Genomic DNA, 25,002 nt, shown 5'->3' on the forward strand with positions numbered 1-25,002 from the left:
TATGCGGCAAACCCATGCCATAATTCGACCCACTAGAAAGTAACGCGCGAGACCACATAAAGTTTCAATTTAAATTTTCGAGCTCTTTACAATTGCGAAGAAAAGCCGATTATTTGGCGGCATTGGTTAAGCAGTGCAGGCTTTAAATGCGTTAGCTCGTTAGAGCACTTGCCAGCTTAAACAAAGTTCTGGCACTTCGTTTTGGCTAGAGGCGGAAATATTCAGCAGCTGGTTTTTCTTCTTGTTCGTGCGCCTTAAATATCGGGCGTCCAGCGGGGCCCTGAAATGCATTCACATTGCCCGGGCTGTCGCAATTCACAAGTCCAGTGCCCTGGCTTAAAACGGTATTTTCGCCAACATTGCTTCGCCCAACTATAGCTGTGTTGGGATACATAATAACACCGTCTCCAATAGTTGGTGCAATCCCATGGTTTTTACCAACAGTGGAGTTTTGATAGAGCACGAGATAATTACCGTAGGTGGCTTTCGCCAACACAATACCCACAGAATGCCCGATGAAAAACACCGGCGGCATGTCGATTTCATAGAATAGGTCGATGCCATTCATCGCCTTATTGAGCAAAAACAGGCGTGTCGGTAGTGTGCGTTCACCCGTTTGCCGCCAGATCTGATTGGAGAGCAGGTAGAGAAATGTGCAGTATTGAGTTGAGTGCAAATGGTCGAATTGCCCTGGGGTCCACATTTTTACTTTTGAAATAATGTGGTGCAGTCGTTCAAGAGTTGCTGGTAACTGCTCAGTTATGGCATTTTCTGTATCGGCAACATCTGTGTCTGGCAGTAAATTATTTAGCTGGGTCGCAAGATATTTTGCCAATTGTTCGTTGGTCATTTGATTTGGTCCAAGACATTTGGATCAAGTTTCATATAGACTAAAGCGGCTTCTGCATTTCGGAATTCGGGGTCTTCAAACCAGACCAACATATTTGCTTCTTGCCGTTTGTTCAGCGATACGCGTTTTTGCTCTACAAATCCAACTTTCCGATAAAATTCACAGGCTGGATTGTCAGAACGCACGCGCACCCATTGGTCAGATAGGCCAAGCCTATTGTTTGCCCAATGAAGGAGGGTGAGGAGTGAGCGTTTCATCAATCCAGATGGAGCCGGTTCGCCGCGTACAATCGCATCGGCTTCAACATATGATCTTTCCCAGTTACCAACCCCTAATCCCACATGGCCGACTGTTTTTTTGTCATAATCAACCATAAACAGTATCTTACCATCGTCTCCCGACACACGGTTGATAAGCCAATCGGCTGTTTGCTGGTCCGTTGCATCGAACTCGGTCAAAAATGACTTAACATGCATATTCCGCCAACTCGTCAGTTTTGCGACGTCGCTTGCATCCAGATGTTCGGCGGAGCAGCAAACAGGACGAAGAATGGCATCAGGGAACTCAGGTATCGGCAGGGTAAAGTTTGAATTCCTCTTGAGTGTTCTAAGTTCGAGCGATTTGTTTGACGAGTCCATGTCTCACCTTTCGTTCGTAAAAAAATCGCAGATCGCGTCACAAACTTGGTCCACCGTTTCCATTTCCATCATCGAGTGGAGCGGCAAAGAGAGCACTTCATCACCCACTTGATCAGTTACGCTAAGGTCGCCTTTTCGGCAGTCTTTCCAAAGGCTGAACCAATGGCCGGGCTGCCAATGAATGCCGGTATCAATACCGCGCTCTTTTAGATAGTCGCGTAACTGGTCACGGTCATCTTTTTGGACGCGGATGTAATAAAGAAACGGATTAACTTCCTCAAAGCCAGAATTGGGCGTGCGAACATTTGAAACGTCGTCCAAGCGTTTCGAATAATGTTTTGAAGCATTTTGTCTGCTTGTGCGAATGGCGTCAATTTTATCAATTTGGGCGACACCAATCGCTGCGTGCAAGTTTAGCAAATGGTATCGGAAACCAACCCGCTCAACATCAAAAGTCCATGCACGTTTGTTTTGATACATAACTTCGGAGGGTTGCTGCATGCCGAGCAAGCGCAGCTCGCGCACATATTTCAGTTCATCTTCTGTGCGTACAACAATGCCACCGCCATCCAAGCAGGTGATAGTTTTTACCGGGTCAAAACTGAACACACATATGTCGGAATAAGAGCCCACCATTTTGCCTTTCCATGACGAGCCGAATGAATGACAAGCATCATGGATCACCCGCAACTTGTGTTTGCTGGCAAACGTTTCGACCTTGTCATAGTCCGAGATGATACAATCATAATCCATGATGATCATCGCCTTCGTGCGCTCCGAAACAAGCGCTTCGGCCTTCGCGATATCCAGCTCCAATGTGTCATCGTCGCAGTCACAAAAAACGATGTCAGCCCCAACCCAGCTGATGGCTTGGTAGTCAGCAGAACAGTTGAAAGCTGAGACGATAACTTCGTCGCCTGGGCCAACCCCGGCAACTAAGAGCGCAATGTGTAAGGCTGCCGTTCCGGTGCTAACCGCAGCGACATGTCGGTCTGGCGCGTCGATTACCTTGGCCATTCGGTCTTCAAATTCCGCCACATAGGAGCCCATACCTAGCCAACCCATTTCAAGGGATTGCGTGGCGGCCGCAATTTCATCGGGTCCGATAAGAGGTTTGAAAACGGGAATATCTGCCATGGGACAAAAACCTTCCAAAAAGGCGTTGATTCGTCCTTCAGTGTATCGCCAGATTGCCCGTTACACCAATTGGATTTCAGGAATGGCGATGACGAAATGAGTGCCGTTGATTTTCAATTGTTCGTTTTGCTGTACAATTTCGCTGGCAATATTCCAAGGGAAAATCACCACGATGTCCGGCGATTGAGTTGCCAATTCATCTGGCGCCAAAATAGGGATGTGGCTGCCGGGCAAATATTTGCCTTGCTTTGAAATAGCACCATCGCAAACAAATGATATCAGATCGCACCGCACGCCAGCAAAGTTTAAAAGCGTGTTGCCTTTGGCCGCAGCGCCATAGGCAGCCACAGCCTTGCCTTGCGCTTTTGCATCGAGCAGAAATCTCAAGAACGCATCCTTGATTTTTTCAACTTCTGTTTGAAAACCCAAATAGGTATTTCGATCAAAAAGGCCAAATTCAGTCTCACGTGCCAGTACGTCATCAACATTCTGGGCGATTGGATGTACGCCTTGGTGACCGGCAAAGACGCGCAAGCTACCACCATGGGTTGAAAGTTGTTCGGCATCGAAAATCTCAAAACCTACTTTTCGCAAAATGCGTTCAACAACGCCTAGCGACAAATAGCTGAAATGTTCATGATAGATCGTATCAAATTGTTTTTGTTCGATCAGATTCAGTAGGTGTGGGAACTCAAAACTTACCACACCGTTGGGATTCAAAACTGTTTTGATCCCGGCGCAAAAATCATTGATGTCCGGCACATGCGCCAGCACATTATTGCAAATAACTAAATCTGCCGATTTTCCGTTCGCTTTCAGTTTTGTGGCCAGTTCTTCCCCGAAAAACGCACGGCATTGTTCAATTCCAAGTTGTTCTGCCGCATCGGAGGTACTGGCCGTGGGTTCAATACCAAGGCACGGGATTTGCGCGTTTACAAAATTCCTCAGTAAATATCCATCGTTCGACGCGATCTCAATCACGTGGCTGGATTGGTCAAGCTTGAAGCGTTTAATTGCCATCTCAACAAATTGGCGTGCATGAACAAGCCAGCTTTTCGATGTTGATGAGAAATAGGCATAGTCGGCGTCAAACAACTCATCCGCCCGAGCGAAGTCTTTGGTTTGTACCAGCCAGCATTGTTCGCATACCAGCACTTTTAGCGGAAATGTAAGTTCAGGCTCTTCAAGCTGTGCTGCCGTTAAATAGGCGTTACTTGGTGGTGCATATCCCAAATCAACAAAAGTCAGACTTACATCTGCGGCGCAATGTCGGCATTTCATATGGAGATACCTCCGGCTAAGGCAGCAAAGGGGGGCAGTGCAATATCTCGTTCAGACATGTTTTTAACCGGCAGGGGCCAGTCAATGGCGAGGTGGCGGTCGTCCCATCTGATGCCGTTTTCTGCTGTTGGAGCATAGGCTTCGGAATGAAAATAGATCATTGCAGTATTTGGTTTTATCGCTTGAAATCCATGGGCGAACCCTTTGGGGATCAATAAGCTAAGCTGGTTATCATTGCTCAACTCAGTCCCAAACCATTTGCCAAATGTGCTGGAGCCGGTTCTTAGGTCGACCGCTACATCAAATACTGCACCAGTGACGCAGGTAACCAATTTGTCCTCTGCATGAGGTGGGTTTTGGTAGTGTAATCCGCGCATAGTACCCGGTATTTTGGTGACCGAAATATTGCTCTGGGCGATCGGGTTTGACCACCCAAATGCAGCCAATTGGTCTGCGCAAAATAATCGCGAAAAACCGCCGCGCTCGTCTGAAACCTGTGTTCGTTTGAGCAGTTTAAGGCCCACCATTGGTTGATCGATTAATTCGAACTTCATCCGTCAGCCTCAAACGCCTCAATATCGGCATAACAAAGCGCGCGCGCGTCGCCGCCGTTGTAAAATGCACGATACCAATTCATCGATTTATCAACCGCATCGTCGATTGACCAACGTGGATAGATGCCCAATTCCTGTTTTGCTTTGGAATTGTCTAGAGACAACAAACCAGCTTCATGCGGTCCTTCATATTCGTTTGCAAACGAAACTTCACCTTTGCCAAATGCCGCACGGGCTCGTCCCACCACGGATCGAACTGTATGATTGTCGTCTGCGTCGGGGCCAAGATTATAAGGCGTGGTGCGCTTTGGATCGTTAAAAATACTTTCCGCCAATTTGATGTAGCCGAACAGCGGCTCCACAACATGTTGCCATGGCCGCACGGCGTTAGGGCGACGAATGTGCAGGGTTTCTTCGCCCTGCCATGCTTTTATCGCGTCAGGTAAAAGCCGTTCCTCAGACCAATCACCACCGCCAATCGCGTTGCCTGCTCGCGCCGCCGCGAGACCAACTCCGCTTTCAGATAAATATGATTTTTGATAGGCTTGGATCACCATTTCACTGGCCGCTTTGCTCGCGCTATAGGGGTCATGTCCACCCAAGGGGTCGCTCTCCAAAAACGCGCGTCCTCGTTCGTGGTTGCGATAAACCTTGTCCGTCGTTGCCACCACACATGTCGACACGCTGCTGGTTCGACGTATCGCGTCGAGCACGTGGGCGGTGCCCATCACATTTGTTGAAAAGGTATCCAACGGATCGTTATAGCTGGGCCGGACCAAAGCCTGCGCCGCGAGATGAAAGACGATCTCAGGTTTGAAATTTGCAACACATATTGCGGTTTTTTCGGCATCGCGAATATCACAAATCGTATGCGCTACGTCTCCTTTAACGTTTGCGGCCTCAAACAAATTGGGCTGGGTGGAAGGGTTTAGACTTAGCCCGCCCACTTTGGCCCCAAGCTTGTCTAACCATAAGGAAAGCCATGCCCCCTTAAACCCGGTGTGTCCGGTGATTAACACCCGTTTACCAGACCAAAAGGCGCGGTTTGGATTTTGTGCGCGCATGATTAGTCCCAAATTTTCCAAGGCGCACGCTCTTCTCGCCACAATTTTTCAAGCTGGGTTTTTTCCCGCAGCGTATCCATTGGTTGCCAAAACCCCTTATGGTGGTACGAACAAAGTTCTCCAGCATCCGCCAGTTTGCTCAACGGATATTCCTCCCAAGAGGTTTGGTCCCCGCCAATCAAATCAAGACATTTAGGCGACAGCACAAAAAACCCGCCATTGATTAGACCACCATCGCCACGCGGCTTTTCGTTAAAGCCAACCACATTTTTGTCTTCCAGCACCAGTGCGCCGTAGCGTCCGGGTGGTGATACTGCAGTAATAGTTGCCTTTTTGCCGTGGGTACGATGAAAATCAATTAGCGCGGTGATATCCACATCCGCCACTCCGTCACCATAGGTGAAGCAAAACGCATCCTCGTTTTTGACATAATCGCAAACGCGTTTCAAACGTCCACCAGTCAGTGTATCAACACCCGTATCCACTAATGTTACGCGCCACGGTTCTGCATGTTGTTCGTGAACATGCATTTTGTTGTTAGCAATATCAAAGGTCACGTCAGATTTGTGCAGAAAGTAGTTGGCGAAATATTCTTTAATTAAATAGCCCTTGTAACCGCAGCACACGATAAAATCATTTATGCCATGAGCGGAATAAATCTTCATGATATGCCACAAAAGCGGCATGCCGCCGATTTCGATCATCGGCTTAGGGCGCAAATGCGTTTCTTCAGAAATGCGTGTGCCCAACCCGCCGGCAAGGATCACGGCCTTCATTGTGTTGCACACCATTTTCGCCACATGGCGCGATAAGCGTCTTCAACCCGGCCAACAAATCCCTTCTCGTCCATCAATGCACTTTGTTCCATCTTGGCCCGCATGTTGGCGCGTGTTTCAGCAAGCGCTGGGATGTCGCTGGCAAGTTTCACGGCAATGTCGATATATTCTTGTTCCGTGTGCGCAACCCATTCGCCAAACCCGCCGCCGCGCAAAATCGCACCGCCAAGTGTGCCAACACTGGCCCGGTTGTACAGGGTCACATAGGGGTTGCCCATATAAAGGTGCTCAAATAAGGTCGTGCCCGAATTATGCGGGAAACAATCCAGTGCGATATCAATTTCGCGCAGAACGTCCCAAGGCGGGCTGTTGAAGCCGAGAATAAGCAGATCCGCGTCAACACCGTACTTTTCAAACTTTTCAATTAGTTTGTTGCACATGGTTTGATTGCCAAAATTTCGGCTATCGACCCGCAATTTAGAATTTGGCACGGCTTTCAAGATTTCTGCCCAAACGCGAATGGTTGGATCGTTCAGCCGTACGGAACGTGAAAGGGTGCAAAAGGTGACGTATCCGTTCGCGAGAGCTGGTAGGGGAGAGACCTCCCCCATGTTATCAGCGGGCCGATATACCACAGAAAGTCCATCCAGCCGCCAAACTTCGCGTTCGCCAAACAAATGGTCCTGTTCCTTGGGTGTCGCATTGTCATCGCCCATATAATAGTCAATCGCCGGCATTCCAGTTGTGTATCCAAAATCCAGCCAATGGAGTGACACCGGCGCTGGTTTGGGTGCAAAAATCCGCAGTCTATTTTCCTTAGTGTGCCCGGCAATATCAACAAGAATGTCGATTTTGTCTTCTCTTATTCGATCCACCAATTGCTCGTCAGTCATGCCTTTTGTGAAGATAAAGTGATCACTGTTGGCCTTGTACCGTTCCGTATATTCATCTGTTTTGGCGATGCCGGCATAGGCGAACACTTCGAAATTCTCATGCGTAGCATTGTCGAACAAGGGCATGAGATGATAACCAACAGCATGGCGATAAAATGTTGGAGCTACATACCCAACACGAATACGTTTTTCAGGGTCTGGAACATTTTTGTGGGGAACATGGCTCTCCAACAACGGTTCGCAAAAAGTTTCATTAAACCACCTGTATTTTCTAAATATTTCTTCGCCACTTTTGGCGGGGTCATAGTTCGCTGTGAACAGCATATTTGAAATGGCATCTGTATAATTGGGATTAATATCCAATGCTTTTTCATACATATTCTGGGCGTCGTCGAACTCACCAAATTCTTGGTGCAAAATGCCAAGGCTATTGTAAGCTTGATACAAGTCATTTTTAAGATCAATTGCATTTAAATAGGAAGCACGCGCCAATTCCAATTCACCAAAACGCATGTAAGCGTTGCCCAAATTACTATGCATAAGTGCAGAGTTCGGCGCAATTTCTACCGCTTTGAGTAAGCTGGGGATTGCTGAACCCGCCTGGCCCTTAGCCAGCAACGCAACACCGTGATCATTATAAGCGTATGCAAAGTCAGGCTTTATGGTGAATGCGCCTTCATAGCAGGCCATTGCATCGTCAGATTGACCAACCGCTGCAAATGAAAGACCTAAATTGTAGTAGGCGACGGCTGAGTTTGGATTGAGCTCTGCTGCTTTTTGAAAGAAGGCAATCGAGTCGCCGGCGCGACCAGCATCACGCAGGGCCTGGCCGTAATTTGAATAGGCTTCTGCAAAATCTGGTTTTGCTTCAATTACCTTTTCGTAAATCGTGATTGCTTGATCAAACTTGCACGCACGTTGCAATGCGCGAGCCAAGTTGTAGTGCAACATCAAAAAATTGGGTTGAACAGTAAGACCTTTTTCATAGGCGACTACGGCGTCTTCATGTCGTCCAGCAGCTTCATAAATATTACCCAGATTGTTGTGGGCCTCCGCCATCTTTGGATCGATTTCAAGAGCCCTGCGCGCGGCAGACACCGCTGCGTCATAGTCTTTCACTTCTTTGTGCAAAATGCTAAGACTATTATATGCCACCGCAAAATTTGGATCTATTTCAATAGCAGCTTTATGGGACTTTATCGCCGCATCAAAATCGCCAACTCCCTTATAGGCAAGTCCCACCACATTATGGAAATTGGGGCTGGTTGGGTTTGCATTTACAGCTTTTAGAAGAAATGGGAGCGCTTGTTCATTACGTCCCAATTGATGCGCTAATGTGCCGAGAAGATGATTTGCCTCAGGATGATTTGGTTGAAGTTCCAAGATCTTCCGATATTGACCTTCAGCTCCTTGTAAATCGCCGGTTTGATGAAGCTGAATGCCGGATTGTAGCAGTTGAGTAACATCGCCACCGGCAGAACCGCCGCCCTTTTTGGCCATCTTTTTTTGCTGTCGCCTGAGCGCTCTGTTCATGCTCATTTCCAAATGTAAAAAAGAATCATTATCAATAGTGGCACGGCAAGACTAACCGCGCCAAATATTATGAGTTGGGCCATGACTTGCACACACATGGCTTGTGTGCAGATGACGTATGACTTGCCATAAATCACCAAATAGCCTTTGACAAAAATCAATGAAGCACTAGCCTTTGAAAATCGAATCAAGAGAACAAAAATAACATGGCGACACCACCGCTGCTGATATTGGGCAATGTAAACCCGGAGCTAATTATCGGTACGCTGGCCGAGTGGCCTGAGTTTGAAAGCGAAACGATGATGACGCTGTCAAACTTGCGGGCTGGCGGGGCAGCGGGCAATACCGCTTTGGCCATGTCGGGGTTGGGCGTAGAACACCGTCTGATTGCTTCGGTGGGTGACGACCAATTGGGACGCTGGCTCAAAAATGAGTTTCAGCCCGGCACGTCAAGTTGGACGGCCACGCCTGAAAAAACGTCGATATCAATTACCATTGCTCATGAAAAGGGCCGAGTTTTCCTGACAACCAAGGGGCATTTATCGTCCGTTCCCGTTGATTCTATGCTGGATGCAATCCCACCAGCCACCTCGAGGTCCTCGTTCGCATTGGTTACCGGCACAAATCTAATGCCAGGGGTGACTGCGGGCATGGGGCAGCTATTGACTATGCTTACAGCCATGGGGTGGACTACGGTATTTGACCATGGTCGTCCGCCCGAAGGGTGGAACGAAGATACAATTTCGGTCTATCGATCCTGGGCCCGTACAGCCGGCATCATTATCCTTTATGGCGCAGATCTATGTTCTGTGATGCAAATGGATGATGTCGATGCGGCAGAAAAAGCACTGGTAAGCACGTTAGAAGATCACCAAATTCTCGTTGTTTTGCACGGCCTGACACGTGTGAATGCCTTTTACCGCAACAAAAAAGCCACGGCGACCTGCGAAGAAGTTGTGTCTGACGATACAATCGGTTTTGGCGATATATTCAATGCCGGTTTCCTCAATTCATTTATGATGGGTGAAGGGTTGCAAACCGCCATTGAATCCGGCCTCACTGTTGCAACAATTGCGGTGGAAACGTCGCCGCGACTCTATGGTGTTTTCGTCGATTAACGACCGGCATGTTGTTTGGCAAAACCCGAAAAAACACTCCATCCACATACGCAGATTCTGCAATCTACCCCCTATTTTCGGCAGAACAAGGCCATAATCTTGCGAAATGCAGATTCAAATTACCGGTCTTTTATCCATTGTTTTCAATCGATTGACATGAATTTATCGCAGTTTTGTGAATATCAAACGGGTCGTAGGTAACTTTTTGGTTGCAAAATGGTATCTTATTGGTTCTATTTATAGCTGAGGGAGGCCTGTCTTATGCAGCAGAATGCGCTAAGCGGTGAAAGTAATTGGGATCGGTTTGATCTGATGTCCGCAATTTTGCCATTGGCAGATAGTGGTGCGACGAAGTTGACCCCGATCTATAAGAAGTTGCACAGCGCTTTGAAGAACGCCATCGATCATGGTGTGCTTAGTGACGGCGATGAGTTGCCTTCTGAAAAACAACTTTCCAGTGCATTTGACATGCCTACAAATTCCGTTCGCCGCGCGCTTAAGATGTTGTCTGGCGAAGGGCTAATCGCCAAACAATCTGATGATACTTTATGCGTTAATGGCCGGTTGGCGGCGCCATTGTCCAAATCTGGCGGATTTACAAAGGACAATGCCCAAAACGGTCATGAAACACATTTCGACTTGTTGGGGTGCGCCGTCGGCGAACCAACAGCAAACGAAATCGATATGTTGGAATTAGCACCTGGTGAATTGGTGTCGCGCGTTCATCGCGTGCGGTTCAAGTCGGGTAAGGCTGTTTGTGTTGAACTGGCTTGCCTACCGGCTGACGTGCTTGAAAACATCACGGAATTTTCAGGGTCGCTTTACAGCTATTTGGATGCACGCGGCTTAAAGCCAAGCCGCGGTGTTCAGCGGGTTCGTGCTGAACTTATGCCAAAATCTGCCGCACAGCATTTGGGCGTGTCGCCCGGTTCGGCATGTCTGTTTGTTGAACAGCAAAGTTTTCTGCAATCGGGTGCTCCTATTGAATATGTGCAAACCCATTATCGGGGTGATGCATATGACTTTATTGTTGATATTGAGGTGGGTGCCTAATGGCGGACATTAGAGAGCCTGCAGTGCTTGACCATGCCACAACTAGTGTTGCGACGCTGTTGCGTAATGCCACGATTTTTGACGGCGAAACATTTGTTCGCGATCACTCGGTTCTGGTCGAAAATGGCAAGGTTGTGTCAATCGCACCCGACAATGGCCAATCCCACGGCGCGCTGCTGGTCGAGGATTTGAAAGGGCAACTTCTGGTGCCCGGCTTTGTTGATGTTCAAGTCAATGGCGGCGGCGGCATCATGTTTAATGATGAGCAATCGCTCAACGCATTGAACACAATAGTTTCAGGGCACAGAAAATACGGCTCTACCACTTTGTTTCCTACCTTTATCACTGATAGTTTTGAGCGCATGCAAGCTGCAGCTCAAACGATCAAAGAAGCTGTGAGTGCTGATTTGCCGGGCGTGCGCGGTGCGCATTTCGAAGGACCATATTTTTCCATGGCGCGGCGGGGTGTTCATGCCCAGCAGTACATTCGATCTTTGGACGAGGGGGCTTTTGATCTGTTCACACAGGACGGACTTGGCGCTGTCATCGTCACGTTGGCCCCCGAAGAAGTCCCTAACGAATTTATTACTGCATTAAACGACGCTGGCGTTCGGGTATGCGTGGGTCATTCTAGCGCCACGTATGATCAAGCGAGCGCAGGTTTTGACGCGGGCATTTCTGGTGTGACCCATCTTTACAATGCCATGGCGCCGATGGAAAATCGGGAACCCGGCATTGTTGGCGCGGCCTATGATCGCGAAGAGATTTATTGTGGATTGATCGTTGATGGTCATCATTTGCACCATGCGACCGCCAGAACAGTAACGCGTTGCAAATCGACATCGCACATTATGTTGGTGACGGACGCTATGGCGACTGTTGGCTCAGACAAAAAGAGTTTCAACCTTTATGGCACAGAGATTTTTGCCGAAAATGGTCGTCTTGCTACTGCAGAAGGCCGTCTTGCTGGCTCAGATTTGAACATGATGGATGCTGTGCGCCTAACCCGTGATGAGTTGGGTGTGGAATTTGGTGAAGCGTTGCGTATGGCTTCACTTTATCCAGCAACCTTTATGGGTCTAGAAAACCAAATTGGTCGTATTGCACAAGGATATGACGCTGATTTTGCCCTGATCGACAGCGCGAGCGACAAAGTCGTTCGCACTTGGATCAAAGGTGAGGGAGCAGACAGCTAATGCCTTATTGCTTTGACATAGGTGGCACTAACATTCGTTTCGGCATGCCGGAACGCGATGGTAATGTGCCGGTCATTGCATCGGTGGCCACGCCGACAAATTCACTTGCTGCCTTCGTTGATGCGGTGGCGAAATTGATTGAAACGCATGGCAACGGACGTCATCAATCGATTGCGATTTCTTTGACTGGCGTTGTTCACCCTGAAACCCATAAAGTGCGGGTTGCCAATATTCCTGCGATTGATGGTACGGATATTGCCTTTGAACTGACCAAGAAAACCGGGCTGCCAGCCATTGTTGCTAACGATGCTGATTGTTTGGCATTGGCGGAAGCTAAGGTTGGCATTGCGAAAAACGCGCGCAATTTGTTTGCGATCGTTCTAGGAACAGGTGTTGGCGGTGGCATTGTTATAGACGGACAAATTGTTTCCGGCAGCAATGGGGCCGCAGGCGAGTTCGGGCATGGCCCTGTTGTTGACCCAACGGCTGCGGGAACAATTCAAAGCATCGGGCATTTCAAATGCGGATGTGGTCAAATCGGTTGTCTTGATACTGTCGGCGGCGCACGCGGTCTTGAAAAAATCCACACGAAACTTACTGGGGAAGTTTCCTCAAGCGAAGAGATTGTTAAAGCGTGGCTTTCTGGCGATGACGCGGCAAGCAAAACTGTAGATGTTTGGTCTGAGATTTTGGCCGGACCGATAGCGATGCTGGTCAACTTTTTAGGCCCAGAAATCATCCCAGTTGGCGGCGGGTTGGCCAATGCTGGCGCGCTTATTGCATTGTTGGATCAAAAAGTGCGCAACCGGACACTGTTCCCGCAAGAACACGCCCTTATTGTCCCCGCACAATTCTCAAAGAATGCTGGCTTGGTTGGTGCTGCTCACCTTGTTGCCCCACAAATTCAAGGGGTGGCATAATGAGCAAAATCACTCTTGAAGTCTGTGTGGATAGCCTTGCGTCGCTCAAAGCGGCCAAGGATGGTGGCGCCGACCGCATCGAACTTTGCGCTGCCCTAAGCGAGGGTGGTTTAACCCCAAGCGCGGGCTTTATGCGCGCAGCAAAAGAACTCGGCATTTCAACACACGCAATGATCCGGCCGCGCGGCGGCGATTTTTGCTATTCAGCGCAAGAATTGCAACTCATGCTCCAAGATATAGAGTATGCCACACAGGTTGGGCTTGATGGCGTTGTAGTAGGCGCATCACTTGAAAATGACCAACTAGACCTTGTTGCTTTGGAGCAGTTGCGGTTAGCGGCTGGGCAGATGGAATGCACCCTTCATCGCGCCATTGATCTCACGCCAAATCCCGTTGCTGCTGTGGAGCAAGTCATTGAAATTGGCTTCACCCGGATATTGACGTCTGGTGGCAAAAAAACGGCCACAGATGGCGCGAAAACCATTGCCGAAATGAACGACATTTCCGCTGGACGTATTCAAATTATGCCTGGCTCTGGCATCAGTTCACAAAATGCTGTTTCTATTTTGAATATCACCAACGCGAATGCGCTGCACGCGTCTTGTTCTAAGTGGAGCACAACAGCTTCTGAGCAAGCGATTGCGATGGGTTTTGCGCATGAAAATGGCGCACGCGAAACAAGCGTCGACACGGTAAAAACGTTGCGTAAAACTGTTGATTCTTTTGTACGGGAGGCAGCTTATGTTTAGCGCCCCTGCAATCCGAATTGGACAGGTTTTTGCGGGCCTGTCTGCGAAATTCCGCGAAAATGAAAATAAATTTCATAAATTCACTTCTTTAGACGTCAAATTCGTTGACCATGGGAAAAATATGGCACAATATGAGAAAATAAATTACATGTTGTGTCTTGGGAGGTCAGCCACATGATGAGAATTGGTATAGTCGGGCTCGGCTACCGTCTGGGCTATTTGGCTCAGGTCATTGGGCAGACTCAAAAAGACGTGGAATTTGTCGGCTATGTCGACCCATCACCCGCTGGTTTGCCATTGGTTACTGGCGAGGGTGTTGAAGGTCTGAGCATCGATAAATCGGTGTTGCAGTCGTTCAATCCGGGCCGTCAATTTGACAGTCTTGAGCAAATGATTGAAGAGGGAAATCTTGATCTATTGATGATCGGTTCCCCAAACCACATGCACCTCGAGCACATCCGCATTGCTATTGAAGCTGGTGTGAAAACCTTCACCGAAAAACCGGTCGTAACGACCGAAGCAGACACATTTGAGTTGCTCGATTTGTTGGCCAAACACGGCGGAAATACAGATCAGTTGATGATTGGTCTTGTCCTACGCTACGCACCTCTTTACCGCGACTTGATCAAGGCGCGTGACGAAGGTGTTTTGGGTGATATTGCTTCTATCGAGGCAGCTGAACATATCGCGCCATATCATGGTGGATTTTTCATGCGTGACTGGCGTCGTCACTCGAAATATTCGGGTGGCTTTATGTTGGAAAAATGCTGTCACGATATCGATCTTTATAACGGTCTTGTTGGAAGTCGCCCGATCCGCGTTGCAAGTTTTGGTGGTCGCAAGAGCTTTGTGCCGGCGCGCGAAACTGAAAATGATGTGGCTGTCTACCAATCCAAACCGTCTGGCTGGATGGGTTCGGATAAAGTGTTCAGTGGCGATGGAGATATCATCGACTATCAAACGGCCATTATCGAATATGAAGGTGGCGAGAACTTATGTTTTCACACCAACATGAACGTGCCAGATGAATTCCGTCGGTTTGCTGTCATTGGCTCAAAAGGCATGGCAGAGGGTGACTTTATTCGAAATTTCTTTAAGCTAACGGACGCTAAGTCGCGTGAAACGCTTGAAGATAAGAGTTATGCCGTATCCGATCTGTCGGCCCATTACGGAGCTGACGAACAAATGATCGCTGACATTTTTGCACACATTAGAGATGGTGTTGCATTGCCTGTGTCCATTTTGGATGGACTCGCAGCAGGCCTAACAGCGATTAAACTTGATGAAGCCCGTCATTCGCGCCAGGTCTTGGACCTTACGGCGATGTGGGCAAGGTTTGACAATTTTAACCTGCGTAATGGGGAGGTTGCATAAATGCAATCACTTGGGGGACGCCCAAACATATTTCCATACCTGCTTCTGCTGCCAGCGCTGATTATCACGCTGTTCATCGTCGCATGGCCTTTGGCGGAAACAGTTCGGCTGTCCTTCACAGATGCATCATTGAAGCCGGTAACGAACTATATTGGGTTTGAGAACTACGAGAAGATCTTTGCGAAGAACTTCCCTGAAGTTATCGCGCGGACCTTTTATTGGATGGGGCTTTCTGTAACATTCAAAATGGTCGTCGGCGTTGCCGGGGCAATGTTGCTCAACTCTGCCATTACGGGCCGTGGATTTTTCCGCCTGTTGGTTATGCCACCCTGGATTGTGCCGATTGCGATTGGCGTGTTCATGTGGCGCTGGATGTATAATGGCCAATTCGGCATGATTTCTGGTGTTGCACAACATCTAGGTATTTTGTCGGGACCGTTTGAGTTCTTGGCCACCCGAGACGCTGCCTTTTATTCAACCATCGTCACCGATGTTTGGGTAGGCACCCCAATGGTCACAATTTACTTGCTTGCTGCCATGCAGTCTATTTCCTCCGATCTTCATGAGGCTGCATGGGTTGATGGGGCGAGCCGGATGTACCGGTTCCGCCGCATCACGTTACCTTTGATCATGCCTGCGGTTGCCACCATGGGTCTACTGTCAGCAATTTGGACATTCAACTCTTTCGATATCATTTGGATTTTGACCGAGGGCGGACCACGTAACGCAACAACGACAATGATCATCGACACCTACAAAACAGCGATCTCTCGCTTCAAATATGGTGAAGGCGCAGCACGTGCTGTGATGATTGTGATCTTCTTATCCTCATTCGCCGGGTTCTATTTCTACATGATCTCGCGCTTTGCAAAACGGAGCATTGGCAATGATAAATAAGTATAAATGGTGGGAAAAAGTTGGCATTTATGCCGGCATCGTGATTTTCCTAAGTTTCACGCTTGCGCCTTTTGTGGAAGCATTTCTCGTATCCTTGCGCCCGTTGAACAAGATCAACTCTGTGCCCTACAAAGTCATCACAGAAGGCATGAGCTTTAACGCCTATATTACAATGTGGAACAGTGTGCCTAAGCTTTGGCTCTATATGTTCAACAGTTTCTTTGTGGCGACAGCGGTTACCTTCATCGCATTGTTTGCGGTCATTCCTGCTGCTTGGGCGTTTGCGCGATTTGAGTTTAAAGGACGCGATGCGTTCCTTGGCGGTTTCCTTGCCATCAACATGGTTGGCGGCGCGGTGCTGATTATCCCATTGTTCAAACTCATGCTCGCGTTGGGCTTGTTGAACACTTATTGGGCAATGATCATTCCAGGGGCTGCATTTTTGATCCCAACCGGTATCTGGTTGCTGCGTTCTTACTTGATGAAAATTCCACGCGAGCTGGAAGAAGCGGCTTGGGTCGATGGCGCATCACGCCTCTATATCTTGCGTCGCGTGATTATTCCTATCGCAATGCCCGGCATTGTGGTGGTGGCGATTGCGACCTTTATTGGCGCTTATGCACAACAGTTCTTGTTCGCTCTAACGTTCAATTCATCGAGCGATCTTAATCCACTACCTGTGGGTATTTATCAGTTCTTTGGTCGTCAAACAGTTCTTTGGAACGAGTTGATGGCTGCGAGTTTGGTCGGCATCTTGCCAGTGTTGATCATCTACATCTTCCTCCAGCGCTATATCATCGCTGGCCTAACTGCAGGCGCGGTGAAGGAGTAGGAGGGATGTTACTATCTTGGCAATCAAAAGGGAGTTCACAATGAAACTTGCAAAATTAATGCTTGGCGGTGCGGTACTACTTACTGCTGTGTCTGGAGCATATGCTGAAGACAAAATGCTGCACATGATCCAGTGTGGCGACAATACTTGGGGTGGCGATTTCGCAGAAGCTCACATGGCTGAGTGGGAAACTGCTAACCCAGGTTACAAAATCAATCTTGAGTATGTTCCTTGGGGACAGTGTCAAGATAAAGCCACGACTTTGGCTTCTGCGGGTAACCCACCAGCACTTGCTTACATGGGTTCACGTACGCTTAAGCAATTGTCATCAAACGGCTTGATCGTTTCTCTTGACTACACCGATGAAGAAAAAGCAACGTACGCTGCGCCTGTTCTTGGAACAGTTACAGCAGACGGCAAAATTTGGGGTGCACCACGTGCGTTCTCAACAAAAGCTCTTTATTGGAACAAAGATTTGTTCAAAGCTGCTGGCCTAGATCCAGAAGCTGGTCCAAAGACTTGGGACGAAATGTATAACGCTGCCGCAGCGATTAAAGAAAAAACTGACGCTGATGGCTTCGGTATTGCTGCTGCGTCATTTGACAACACCATGCACCAGTTCATGAACTACGTGTACACAAATGGTGGTGAAGTGATCAACTCAGACGGTGAGATCGTATTTAACTCACCAAACAACGTTGAAGCACTTGAGTTCTACGGCAAAATGGCAACGGTTGCTCAACCTGGTCCAGTTGCTTATGACCGTGCGAAACTTACACCATTGATGGTTGAAGGCCGCATCGGCATGTATATCGATGGTCCTTGGGCACGTGCTCGTCTAGCTGACATCAACTTTGGTGTGACAGGCGTTCCAGCTGGTCCAAAAGGTGGTGCTGGTACATTGTTGATCACTGACTCATTGGCAGTGTTTGCAAATTCTGGTGTTGAAGCTCAAGCTGTTGATTTGGCTAAGTTCCTAACGAACCCAGAAAACCAGTTTGCGTTCGAACAAGCTGCTGGCCTTACACCACTACGTAATGTTGCTGGTGTTGCTGACATGGTAGCGGAAGACCCAACTTGGTCTGCGTTCCTTGACACAATCCCAACAGGTGGTCCAGAGCCTTTCGTAACTGATTACATTGGTCTTCAGGACGTTATCAACGAAGCAATCCAAGCCGTTATCTTGGGTGAAGCTACTGCTGCTGATGCTGTTGCTGAAGCTGCTGAAGCACTTGAAGAATACAAATAAGCAAAACCTAGTGAGATCCGGCCCATCCGGGTCGGGTCTCACCCTTGAAATTTAAGTGAACGGGGAGAACGGCCGTGGGTCAACTCAAGCTCGACAATGTAAAGAAAAGTTTCGGTACGGCCGAAGTCATCAAAGGCGTTTCATTAGACGTCAAACATGGTGAGTTCATCGTATTTGTTGGGCCGTCAGGCTGCGGTAAGTCGACCTTGCTGCGCATGATCGCCGGCCTTGAAGAAATCTCCGAAGGTGATGTGCATATTGACGACCGGATCGTTAATGCATTGGCACCTGCCAAACGCGGGATTGCCATGGTGTTTCAATCCTATGCGCTTTACCCGCACATGACAGTTTATGAAAATATCGCGTTCCCATTGCGCGTCGACAAACTCTCAAATGAAGAAGTCGACAAAAAAGTAATGATCGCTGCGAATATTTTGGAGCTAGGACCGCGCTTGCAGCATAAGCCAGGCGAGTTGTCTGGTGGTCAGCGCCAACGTGTGGCCATTGGCCGGGCGATTGTGCGCGAACCAAGCGTGTTCTTGTTCGATGAACCATTGTCTAACCTTGACGCGGCGCTTCGGGCGACCATGCGTGTTGAACTGACAAAACTGCATCATGATCTTGATGCAACGATGATTTATGTGACCCACGATCAGATCGAAGCTATGACCATGGCCGACCGGATTGTGGTGTTAGACGCGGGCATGATTGCTCAAGTCGGCACGCCGCTCGAGCTTTATCACAAGCCTGACAATCTCTTTGTCGCGGGCTTTATCGGCAACCCGAAAATGAACTTCATTCAAGCTGAGTGTACAGGAACAACCAAAGACGGCGTGACCGTTAAAGTTGGTGATGCTGGCGAAGTTACGGTGCCTGTTATTCCGCGTGGCGACCTTAAAGGCAAAATGCTGACATTGGGCATCCGTCCGGAGCATACGCGCTTGAAAAAGTCGGACATTGAGCTTCAACTTCACGCAAACGTTGTTGAGCGGTTGGGCATCCACACCGTGACATACGCGAACCTACCCGGCGACACAGAAGTGTTCTGTACCGTTCAGGAAGGCACAGCACCAATCAAAGCAAACGCGGAATTTAGCATCGGTGTAAATGCAGTTGATTGCCATCTGTTCGATACGGACGGACAGGCGTTTGAACGCACAATCGATCTTTCAAACTTGGGTCTGCCAGACGCCGCCTAATGGCAGTGTTGAGCAACGCTCAAACTTAAATCCCCACGACCCAAAAGCCCCGTTCTAGAACGGGGCTTTTATTGTTTTAACAACGATCAAATTTGTAACGCCACATGCGAGTCCTTGCCGGGGCGTTAGCTTAGCGGAGACAAAATATCAGGCGATTGCAATATTCCTTTTGCGATCATCGATGCCATCGTCTCCCCGTCAAAATAGCGCTCCTCGACAATTTTACCGTCCGCCCATTGCTGCCAACATAGTCCATTAATTGTGTGCCGTTCTCCATCACCGCTGACAAACGAGGTAAGATTGCGAAAAACACAAATTTCTTTGCCTTCGTCAATCGCGAGATCTTCGATAGCTCCGTCTATAGATTTGGCCGCAAGAATATACCGTTCCTGCTTTGACCGTGCTTCAGGTCCATCTTTGGCAAAAAGCTGATCGTTTGCATACATGACCCCGTCAGATGCGAAGAATTGATCCAATGCCTCAAGTGGTTCGCCAGCGTTAAGCAATTTGATCTGTGCGTTCACACCAGCAGCAAATGATTTGGCGGTCATGTTTTGATTTCCTATCTGTTCAATTAGAACAAATATAGAACATACAACTGCGCTTCTCAATGCTTTTTTTCTAAGGTGACCAGATTAGCTTGGGGCCAACCCTAGCCTTAACCCTATTCAGTTCGGATTTCTGCGGTGCCTTCCAAATGCCAGACTTTGGCAACGATCTGCCACCCGTCTTTACCCAGGATGAATGAAAGGTGGTCCGCGAAAATATTCTCATGGGCGTGAAGACGGAGTTTTACGGTGGCGCTCATTTCAGAAAGCCAGTCAATTGTGATGATCTCATCGCTGCGTTTTTGCTTCACACTGGCAGGTGAGGGACGACTCGCCACGTCTGCCCGAAAGCTTGCAATTGGGTCGACGAATATTTCGCCATTGTCAGCATCAAATAGACTGGAAGCAGGGTGAAACACCGCGTCCAGTTTCTCAACGTCACAATAATAAATCGCGTCTAAATAAGTGGAAATAGCGTCGAGCAAGTCTTGATGGTTGATCATGTGTTGGCTCCTATGTTGGAGCCAACTTCAATGAATTCATGAAAACACGCCAGTGGCAGGAATGCCAATGTTCGTCAACAATCCGCCAATGTTTATCAATGCTGCTCATCCGGTGGCACCCAATAGGGTATTCCCAAATCGGTACTACCAAACTCGACCGCGTGCTGCGACCTCGATCTTGCGATCAAATTCACCGTCCATATGGACGTAGATATTGTCCATCAGGTTGGAAACAACACAGGTGTGATTGGGAATAATCCGAATTTTCTCGCCGATCTTTGGCTTGTCTGTGCAAGCGGATAAATCAACAACCGCATGTTCCTCCGACAATCCAGTGATTACCGCTTCGGGATAATCAACGACATATCCAAAGTCAGTAAACCCAAGCAAATCGGAGGTGAGGGCCTTTGAGCCCGCGTCCAGTACCGCACGGTCATCAGTCGGACGAGAAACCACTGTTGTCAAAATATGCATGGCGCAATCGTCGAAGCCGCAATGCCCCGCACGCACCAATGACCGGTCATTGTAGATGTAAGTTCCTGCGCGGTATTCATTGGCAATGGTGGAGCGCTCTGCTGCAAACAGGCTTGGTGAACCGCCCGTTGAAAACGTTTCGCATTCAATATTGTCGGCTTTCAGTAAACCTGCAGTTTGAGCGAAAAATGTCTCGACATCATCTTCTGTATTGGGCAACGGATAAGTCATTAACCCGCCAAAATGCACTCCGTCTTGGCCATCGATATATTTCGCTAGCTTGGCAGCCTCTTGCGGTGTTTGCACACCACAACGTTGGCCACCTGTGTCGCACTCAACAAGCACGCGAAGAGGTCGAGAGGAATCGAATGTTTTGGCTAAACCGTCAATTGTTGTCTGACTGTCGGCGACGACACCAAGCTTGATACGTGCGTGCAGTTTTTTCAGAGCCGCAAGTTTCTCGTCGCCCAAAATGTTGAAGGTCAACAAAATGTCGTCGATGCCAGCGTCAGCGAATATCTCCGCTTCAGAGATTTTTTGGCATGTGATGCCAATTGCGCCCGCATCAAGTTGTTTCTTGGCAAACTCTGGAATTTTGTGCGTCTTAATATGTGGACGCGCCTTTAAGCCCGCTTGATCCATGTATTTTTGCACCCGTGCGATATTCTTATCGACGATATTCTCGTCGATTAAAACCGCAGGGGTGGTGAGTGAATAAATAGATGCATCTTGTGCCATAAAGCTTACCCAGCGTTTTTGCGAAACCAATTACCTTGCAAATAATCTAACTTGCGTTTGAAAGTCCATGCGGATCTTCAACCATCGGCCAAATATCTTTTGGCGCTTTCTTATAATCGTTGGTCGCTGGATTATTTGGATAGGGCTGTCCTGCGGAGCAATATAATATTTTTGCAGCGATTGGCGCAAATGAATCATAAAAATGATTTGTCGATTTGATCAGCAAAATGTCCTTAGCGGCATAATCAATGCCGGCAACCACAAATAGGCTCTTGTCAAAACTTTGCGCGCGCGTTGAATTTAGCACGACTTCCATGCCGTCAAATTCGATGGTGGCGATGTTGCCCATGGGCACATAGCTATCGCCAAATTTTTGTTCAGCATTTGCAACAAGCTTTTTAATGGTGACGGTTTTATCAATTGGATCGCCCGTAAAAGGCGCCGATTTGGCACCGAACCGCAAGGGAATGGTTGCCCCTTCACCCGCAGCAAAACAAATTTGCACCGCAATTGGGTCCCAAATGGTGCCAACAGCAACATTGGTCGCGCGCTCATCAATCAGCTTTTGCAGAATAACCGTGGCGTCACCGGCAGTGCCACCACCCGGATTATCCCACACGTCCGTAATAACAACTGGCTTGTCTGCGTCGTGCGCCAAATCAAGAGCGGAGCGAACAGCTTCATGCTTGTCCAGTTGGGCTGGCATCACTTTTCCGCGCATGGCGAACAGTTGCAGTCCCAATTCCCGCGCAAGCCTGTCGCCCTTCGTTGAGTTATTATCTGTAACAACAACAAGCTTACTGCCCATTTCAGGCACATCAGATGCCATAAATCCATGAATGACCGAAATCGAGAGCACTTCAGTGTCAGTATTTTCAATTTGCACGATGTCATCAATAAATGAGCGCATAGGCTCAAATGATGTCGGGAAAACATCGATCATTTTGCAATCAAATACTGACACTGAAGGCTTCACTTTACCCGCGATTGTCTCGTCAAGAATGCGCAGCAAATCTTGCGCGCGCTCAACAAAGTCGGTGTGCGGGAATTCTTTAAAGGCAACAAAAAAGTCTAAGGCATCAACGCGCTTGGTGGTCAGCTGGCTGTGCGGGTCAAACGTGCAACAAACGATTATATCTGGCCCAACAATTTCGCGAACTTGAGTTAAAAGATCGCCTTCTGGATCATCATAGCCATTGGCGACCATCGCGCCGTGCAATCCCAACACCACGCCGTCAACTGGCATGGCGTTTCGCAATTGGTCCAAAATTTCGTCCCGAAGGCTTTCATACGCTTGTTTGTTGATCAATCCAGCCGGGTCCGCCCAGGCTGCAGTGCCCTCAATCCATTCCCAACCACGATCCTTTGCCCAACTGCGCCCTTCGGTCAGCGGTGCTGAACAAAGAGTGGGGGTTTCGGGATGTTCACCAGGTTTCGCATATAGGGAAGCCTCAAACCCTCGCCGATCTATCGCAATGGGCGAGAAGGTGTTGGATTCGGTGGCCAATACTGCGGTGAAAAATCGTTTGGACATAATCGTTCTGGCCTAACCCATTGGATTGGGCAAATAGCCGTTAAAGCCAGCGATCTTCCAAGACCCATCGACCCGGTGGCAATAATAAACTGTTTGCCAGTTCATAATGTCCTTTGTGCCGTCCGTTTTGGTGATGAAGCCATCAAACTTTTTATGGACGATGGCACGATCTCCATTGATTTCAATATCACGCAACACAGTCGCGGAAAAAATGGCTGTGCGCGGATCGTCGCTAAAGCTCTGTTTTTGGAAATCTTGTGCTTGGCGTAACCACTCATCTCGATATTCATCAAGCGACGGAAACGCTAATCGCCAATGGTCAGGATTGGCAGTGTTGTGCCCGTGAACACCCATAAAACGGTCTTTGGCGAAGTCGTTTTCAACCATTAACCAATCAGCGCCAAGAAATGCTGTTATGTCGCGGTCGACCAACATTTCCCAAATCGCATGACGGTCGGGATCAGATTTAGGGAATGGATTTGTAAATTGTGATGACATGGCAAATTATTTTCATTTTTGACAATTTTTCTATGGAAAAACTCGCCTAATTCTGTTGATATGTCAATCAACAAGAAAATAATTTACATAAATTCTTTGGAGAACATCAATGTCACTTATCCGTTACGGCGCAGAAAAAAGCGGCGCAGGAGGCCAAAATCTACCTTTCGCTCGGGCAGTAGAAGCTGACGGTTGGCTGCATGTTTCGGGCCAAGTTGCTATGATAGACGGTGAAGTTGTCGGCGGCAACATTGTTGAACAAACCCACGTTGCAATTAAAAATCTGCTCGCCATTCTTGACGAAGCTGGTTACGGAACTGAGCACATTGTGCGTATTGGTGTTTGGCTGGATGACCCGCGCGATTTCTGGTCTTTCAATGGCGTGTATAAAGACTATTTTGGTGAGCATCCGCCCGCGCGCGCCTGTGTACAATCTGCCTTAATGGTGGATTGTAAAGTTGAGGTCGACTGCGTTGCTTTCGATGCAACCAGAAAATCACGGGGTTAGCGCATACCCGATGGTTGATATTTTAGGCACATTGCAGCGTGAAATGGATGGGCTCTCTCGTTCAGAACAGCGGATTGCGAACATCGTTTTTGATGATCGTCAGTTTGCGGTGAATGGCTCCATCATTGAACTCGCTGCGCGTGCCGAAGTTTCGCCGCCAACCGTTACGCGGTTTTGCCGCCGTCTTGGCTGCCAAAGCTTTTCTGAGTTTAAAGTTCGGTTGGCGCAAAGCGCGTTCATCGGGCAACGCTATGAAGAGCCGCATTCAAATGCCACAAATGCCAAAGAGGTCGTCGAAACAATTTTGACTCGTGCCCAGTCTGCGTTGCATGGCTTAAACGACAGTTTAGATTTGGTCGCCATCGAGGCGGCTGCGAACGCGATTGTAAATGCTAAGATGACCTATGCGTTCGGATCGGGCGGCAATTCTTCATTTTTCGCTGGGGAAGTTCAAAACCGTTTGTTCCGGTTGGGATTGCGTATTTCATCAACCAACGATCATCTGATCCAGTTGATGACCGCGTCCACCATGTCACAAGAAGATGTGGTGGTCGGCTTGTCTCTTTCCGGCAGAAACCGAGAGCTGGCAAGAGCGCTGGAAACCGCAAAAGGCTATGGCGCGACAATCATCACGATTTCAAAAGCCAATAGTTTGGTCGAAGAAATATCTGACACCAATATAGCGATCGATTTGCAAGAAGGCGTTGATGTGTTGCGCCCGTCGTCTGTGCGCTTTGCCTATATGGCTGCCGTTGACATTCTTGCGCATCTTGTCGCCATCAAAAGAAAAGACTTAGCGATTGAGCCGTTGCGACGGATCAAACGTCAATTGGTAACCTTTCGCGATGGCGATGACAGTCAACCTTTGGGCGATTAGCCAATCTTT

The 25,002-nt window shown here is 48.5% G+C and carries 25 protein-coding genes; 12 read left to right on the top strand and 13 right to left on the bottom strand.

Annotated features, from left to right (window positions below):
• Positions 1-205: 205 nt before the first annotated feature.
• Genes ACSHWX_RS04825 through ACSHWX_RS04860 form a run of 8 tightly spaced genes read right to left on the bottom strand, consistent with a single transcriptional unit; the run spans position 206 to position 8,726 of the window.
• Entirely contained in the window at positions 206-850 is a 645-nt protein-coding gene (locus ACSHWX_RS04825) for a hypothetical protein (protein ID WP_435667055.1), read from the bottom strand.
• Positions 847-1,488 carry a GNAT family N-acetyltransferase gene (locus tag ACSHWX_RS04830; protein ID WP_435667056.1) on the bottom strand — a complete coding sequence of 214 codons (642 nt, stop codon included), beginning with the start codon at positions 1,486-1,488 and terminating at the stop codon, positions 847-849. Before ACSHWX_RS04830 ends, ACSHWX_RS04825 begins: the two co-directional genes overlap by 4 nt.
• Positions 1,489-1,491: 3 nt before the next feature.
• The gene (locus ACSHWX_RS04835; protein WP_435667057.1) at positions 1,492-2,625 is read right to left on the bottom strand and encodes a DegT/DnrJ/EryC1/StrS family aminotransferase; all 1,134 of its coding nucleotides are present in this window, start codon (positions 2,623-2,625) and stop codon (positions 1,492-1,494) included.
• 60 nt (positions 2,626-2,685) lie between these two features.
• Positions 2,686-3,906, bottom strand: a complete 1,221-nt coding sequence (locus ACSHWX_RS04840) for a methyltransferase domain-containing protein (RefSeq protein WP_435667058.1) — start codon at positions 3,904-3,906, stop codon at positions 2,686-2,688.
• Positions 3,903-4,460, bottom strand: a complete 558-nt coding sequence (gene rfbC / locus ACSHWX_RS04845) for a dTDP-4-dehydrorhamnose 3,5-epimerase (RefSeq protein WP_435667059.1) — start codon at positions 4,458-4,460, stop codon at positions 3,903-3,905. Before rfbC ends, ACSHWX_RS04840 begins: the two co-directional genes overlap by 4 nt.
• Positions 4,457-5,524, bottom strand: a complete 1,068-nt coding sequence (gene rfbG, locus ACSHWX_RS04850; RefSeq protein ID WP_435667060.1) for a CDP-glucose 4,6-dehydratase — start codon at positions 5,522-5,524, stop codon at positions 4,457-4,459. Before rfbG ends, rfbC begins: the two co-directional genes overlap by 4 nt.
• A 2-nt stretch (positions 5,525-5,526) precedes the next feature.
• Positions 5,527-6,300 carry a glucose-1-phosphate cytidylyltransferase gene (gene rfbF, locus ACSHWX_RS04855; RefSeq protein ID WP_435667061.1) on the bottom strand — a complete coding sequence of 258 codons (774 nt, stop codon included), beginning with the start codon at positions 6,298-6,300 and terminating at the stop codon, positions 5,527-5,529.
• Positions 6,297-8,726, bottom strand: a complete 2,430-nt coding sequence (locus ACSHWX_RS04860; protein WP_435667062.1) for a tetratricopeptide repeat protein — start codon at positions 8,724-8,726, stop codon at positions 6,297-6,299. The genes rfbF and ACSHWX_RS04860 overlap by 4 nt, the downstream gene beginning before the upstream one ends.
• Positions 8,727-8,932: 206 nt before the next feature.
• Here ACSHWX_RS04860 and ACSHWX_RS04865 point away from each other — a divergent pair, with 206 nt between their 5' ends.
• From ACSHWX_RS04865 to ACSHWX_RS04910, 10 genes are all read left to right on the top strand, one after another.
• A complete protein-coding gene (locus ACSHWX_RS04865) occupies positions 8,933-9,844 on the top strand; it encodes a carbohydrate kinase family protein (protein WP_435667063.1) in 912 nt (303 codons plus the stop codon).
• Positions 9,845-10,105: 261 nt separating this feature from the next.
• Entirely contained in the window at positions 10,106-10,897 is a 792-nt protein-coding gene (locus tag ACSHWX_RS04870) for a GntR family transcriptional regulator (protein ID WP_435667064.1), read from the top strand.
• Positions 10,897-12,093: an N-acetylglucosamine-6-phosphate deacetylase gene (gene nagA, locus ACSHWX_RS04875; RefSeq protein WP_435667065.1), complete on the top strand. Its 1,197-nt coding sequence runs from the start codon at positions 10,897-10,899 to the stop codon at positions 12,091-12,093. Before ACSHWX_RS04870 ends, nagA begins: the two co-directional genes overlap by 1 nt.
• Positions 12,093-13,013 (top strand): ROK family protein, encoded by a 921-nt coding sequence (locus ACSHWX_RS04880; protein WP_435667066.1) that lies wholly within the window; start codon positions 12,093-12,095, stop codon positions 13,011-13,013. The genes nagA and ACSHWX_RS04880 overlap by 1 nt, the downstream gene beginning before the upstream one ends.
• Positions 13,013-13,762 carry a copper homeostasis protein CutC gene (locus ACSHWX_RS04885; protein ID WP_435667067.1) on the top strand — a complete coding sequence of 250 codons (750 nt, stop codon included), beginning with the start codon at positions 13,013-13,015 and terminating at the stop codon, positions 13,760-13,762. Before ACSHWX_RS04880 ends, ACSHWX_RS04885 begins: the two co-directional genes overlap by 1 nt.
• Positions 13,763-13,939: 177 nt before the next feature.
• On the top strand, positions 13,940-15,136 hold the full coding sequence (locus ACSHWX_RS04890) for a Gfo/Idh/MocA family protein (RefSeq protein ID WP_435667131.1): 1,197 nt from the start codon (positions 13,940-13,942) through the stop codon (positions 15,134-15,136).
• Positions 15,137-16,033 (top strand): carbohydrate ABC transporter permease, encoded by an 897-nt coding sequence (locus ACSHWX_RS04895; RefSeq protein ID WP_435667068.1) that lies wholly within the window; start codon positions 15,137-15,139, stop codon positions 16,031-16,033. It begins immediately after the preceding gene.
• Positions 16,023-16,865 carry a carbohydrate ABC transporter permease gene (locus ACSHWX_RS04900; protein ID WP_435667069.1) on the top strand — a complete coding sequence of 281 codons (843 nt, stop codon included), beginning with the start codon at positions 16,023-16,025 and terminating at the stop codon, positions 16,863-16,865. Before ACSHWX_RS04895 ends, ACSHWX_RS04900 begins: the two co-directional genes overlap by 11 nt.
• 40 nt (positions 16,866-16,905) lie before the next feature.
• Positions 16,906-18,114, top strand: a complete 1,209-nt coding sequence (locus tag ACSHWX_RS04905; RefSeq protein ID WP_435667070.1) for an ABC transporter substrate-binding protein — start codon at positions 16,906-16,908, stop codon at positions 18,112-18,114.
• 74 nt (positions 18,115-18,188) lie between these two features.
• The gene (locus ACSHWX_RS04910; RefSeq protein WP_435667071.1) at positions 18,189-19,313 is read left to right on the top strand and encodes an ABC transporter ATP-binding protein; all 1,125 of its coding nucleotides are present in this window, start codon (positions 18,189-18,191) and stop codon (positions 19,311-19,313) included.
• Between the two features lie 125 nt (positions 19,314-19,438).
• On the opposite strand, the gene ACSHWX_RS04915 is transcribed toward ACSHWX_RS04910, so the two are convergent.
• The 5 genes from ACSHWX_RS04915 to ACSHWX_RS04935 form a co-directional block, all read right to left on the bottom strand.
• Positions 19,439-19,864, bottom strand: a complete 426-nt coding sequence (locus ACSHWX_RS04915) for a hypothetical protein (RefSeq protein ID WP_435667072.1) — start codon at positions 19,862-19,864, stop codon at positions 19,439-19,441.
• A gap of 113 nt (positions 19,865-19,977) precedes the next feature.
• The gene (locus tag ACSHWX_RS04920; RefSeq protein ID WP_435667073.1) at positions 19,978-20,364 is read right to left on the bottom strand and encodes a nuclear transport factor 2 family protein; all 387 of its coding nucleotides are present in this window, start codon (positions 20,362-20,364) and stop codon (positions 19,978-19,980) included.
• A 144-nt stretch (positions 20,365-20,508) separates the two neighbouring features.
• Complete coding sequence (locus ACSHWX_RS04925; protein ID WP_435667074.1) at positions 20,509-21,576, bottom strand: D-TA family PLP-dependent enzyme; 1,068 nt, start codon at positions 21,574-21,576, stop codon at positions 20,509-20,511.
• Between the two features lie 46 nt (positions 21,577-21,622).
• Positions 21,623-23,110 (bottom strand): M81 family metallopeptidase, encoded by a 1,488-nt coding sequence (locus tag ACSHWX_RS04930; protein WP_435667075.1) that lies wholly within the window; start codon positions 23,108-23,110, stop codon positions 21,623-21,625.
• A gap of 12 nt (positions 23,111-23,122) precedes the next feature.
• Positions 23,123-23,608: a hypothetical protein gene (locus ACSHWX_RS04935; RefSeq protein WP_435667076.1), complete on the bottom strand. Its 486-nt coding sequence runs from the start codon at positions 23,606-23,608 to the stop codon at positions 23,123-23,125.
• 109 nt (positions 23,609-23,717) lie between these two features.
• Here ACSHWX_RS04935 and ACSHWX_RS04940 point away from each other — a divergent pair, with 109 nt between their 5' ends.
• Complete coding sequence (locus ACSHWX_RS04940; RefSeq protein WP_435667077.1) at positions 23,718-24,116, top strand: RidA family protein; 399 nt, start codon at positions 23,718-23,720, stop codon at positions 24,114-24,116.
• A gap of 10 nt (positions 24,117-24,126) precedes the next feature.
• On the top strand, positions 24,127-24,993 hold the full coding sequence (locus tag ACSHWX_RS04945; RefSeq protein WP_435667078.1) for a MurR/RpiR family transcriptional regulator: 867 nt from the start codon (positions 24,127-24,129) through the stop codon (positions 24,991-24,993).
• Positions 24,994-25,002: the final 9 nt, after the last annotated feature.

Source organism: Maritalea sp., from assembly GCF_051251695.1.
Taxonomy (GTDB): Bacteria; Pseudomonadota; Alphaproteobacteria; order Rhizobiales; family Devosiaceae; genus Maritalea.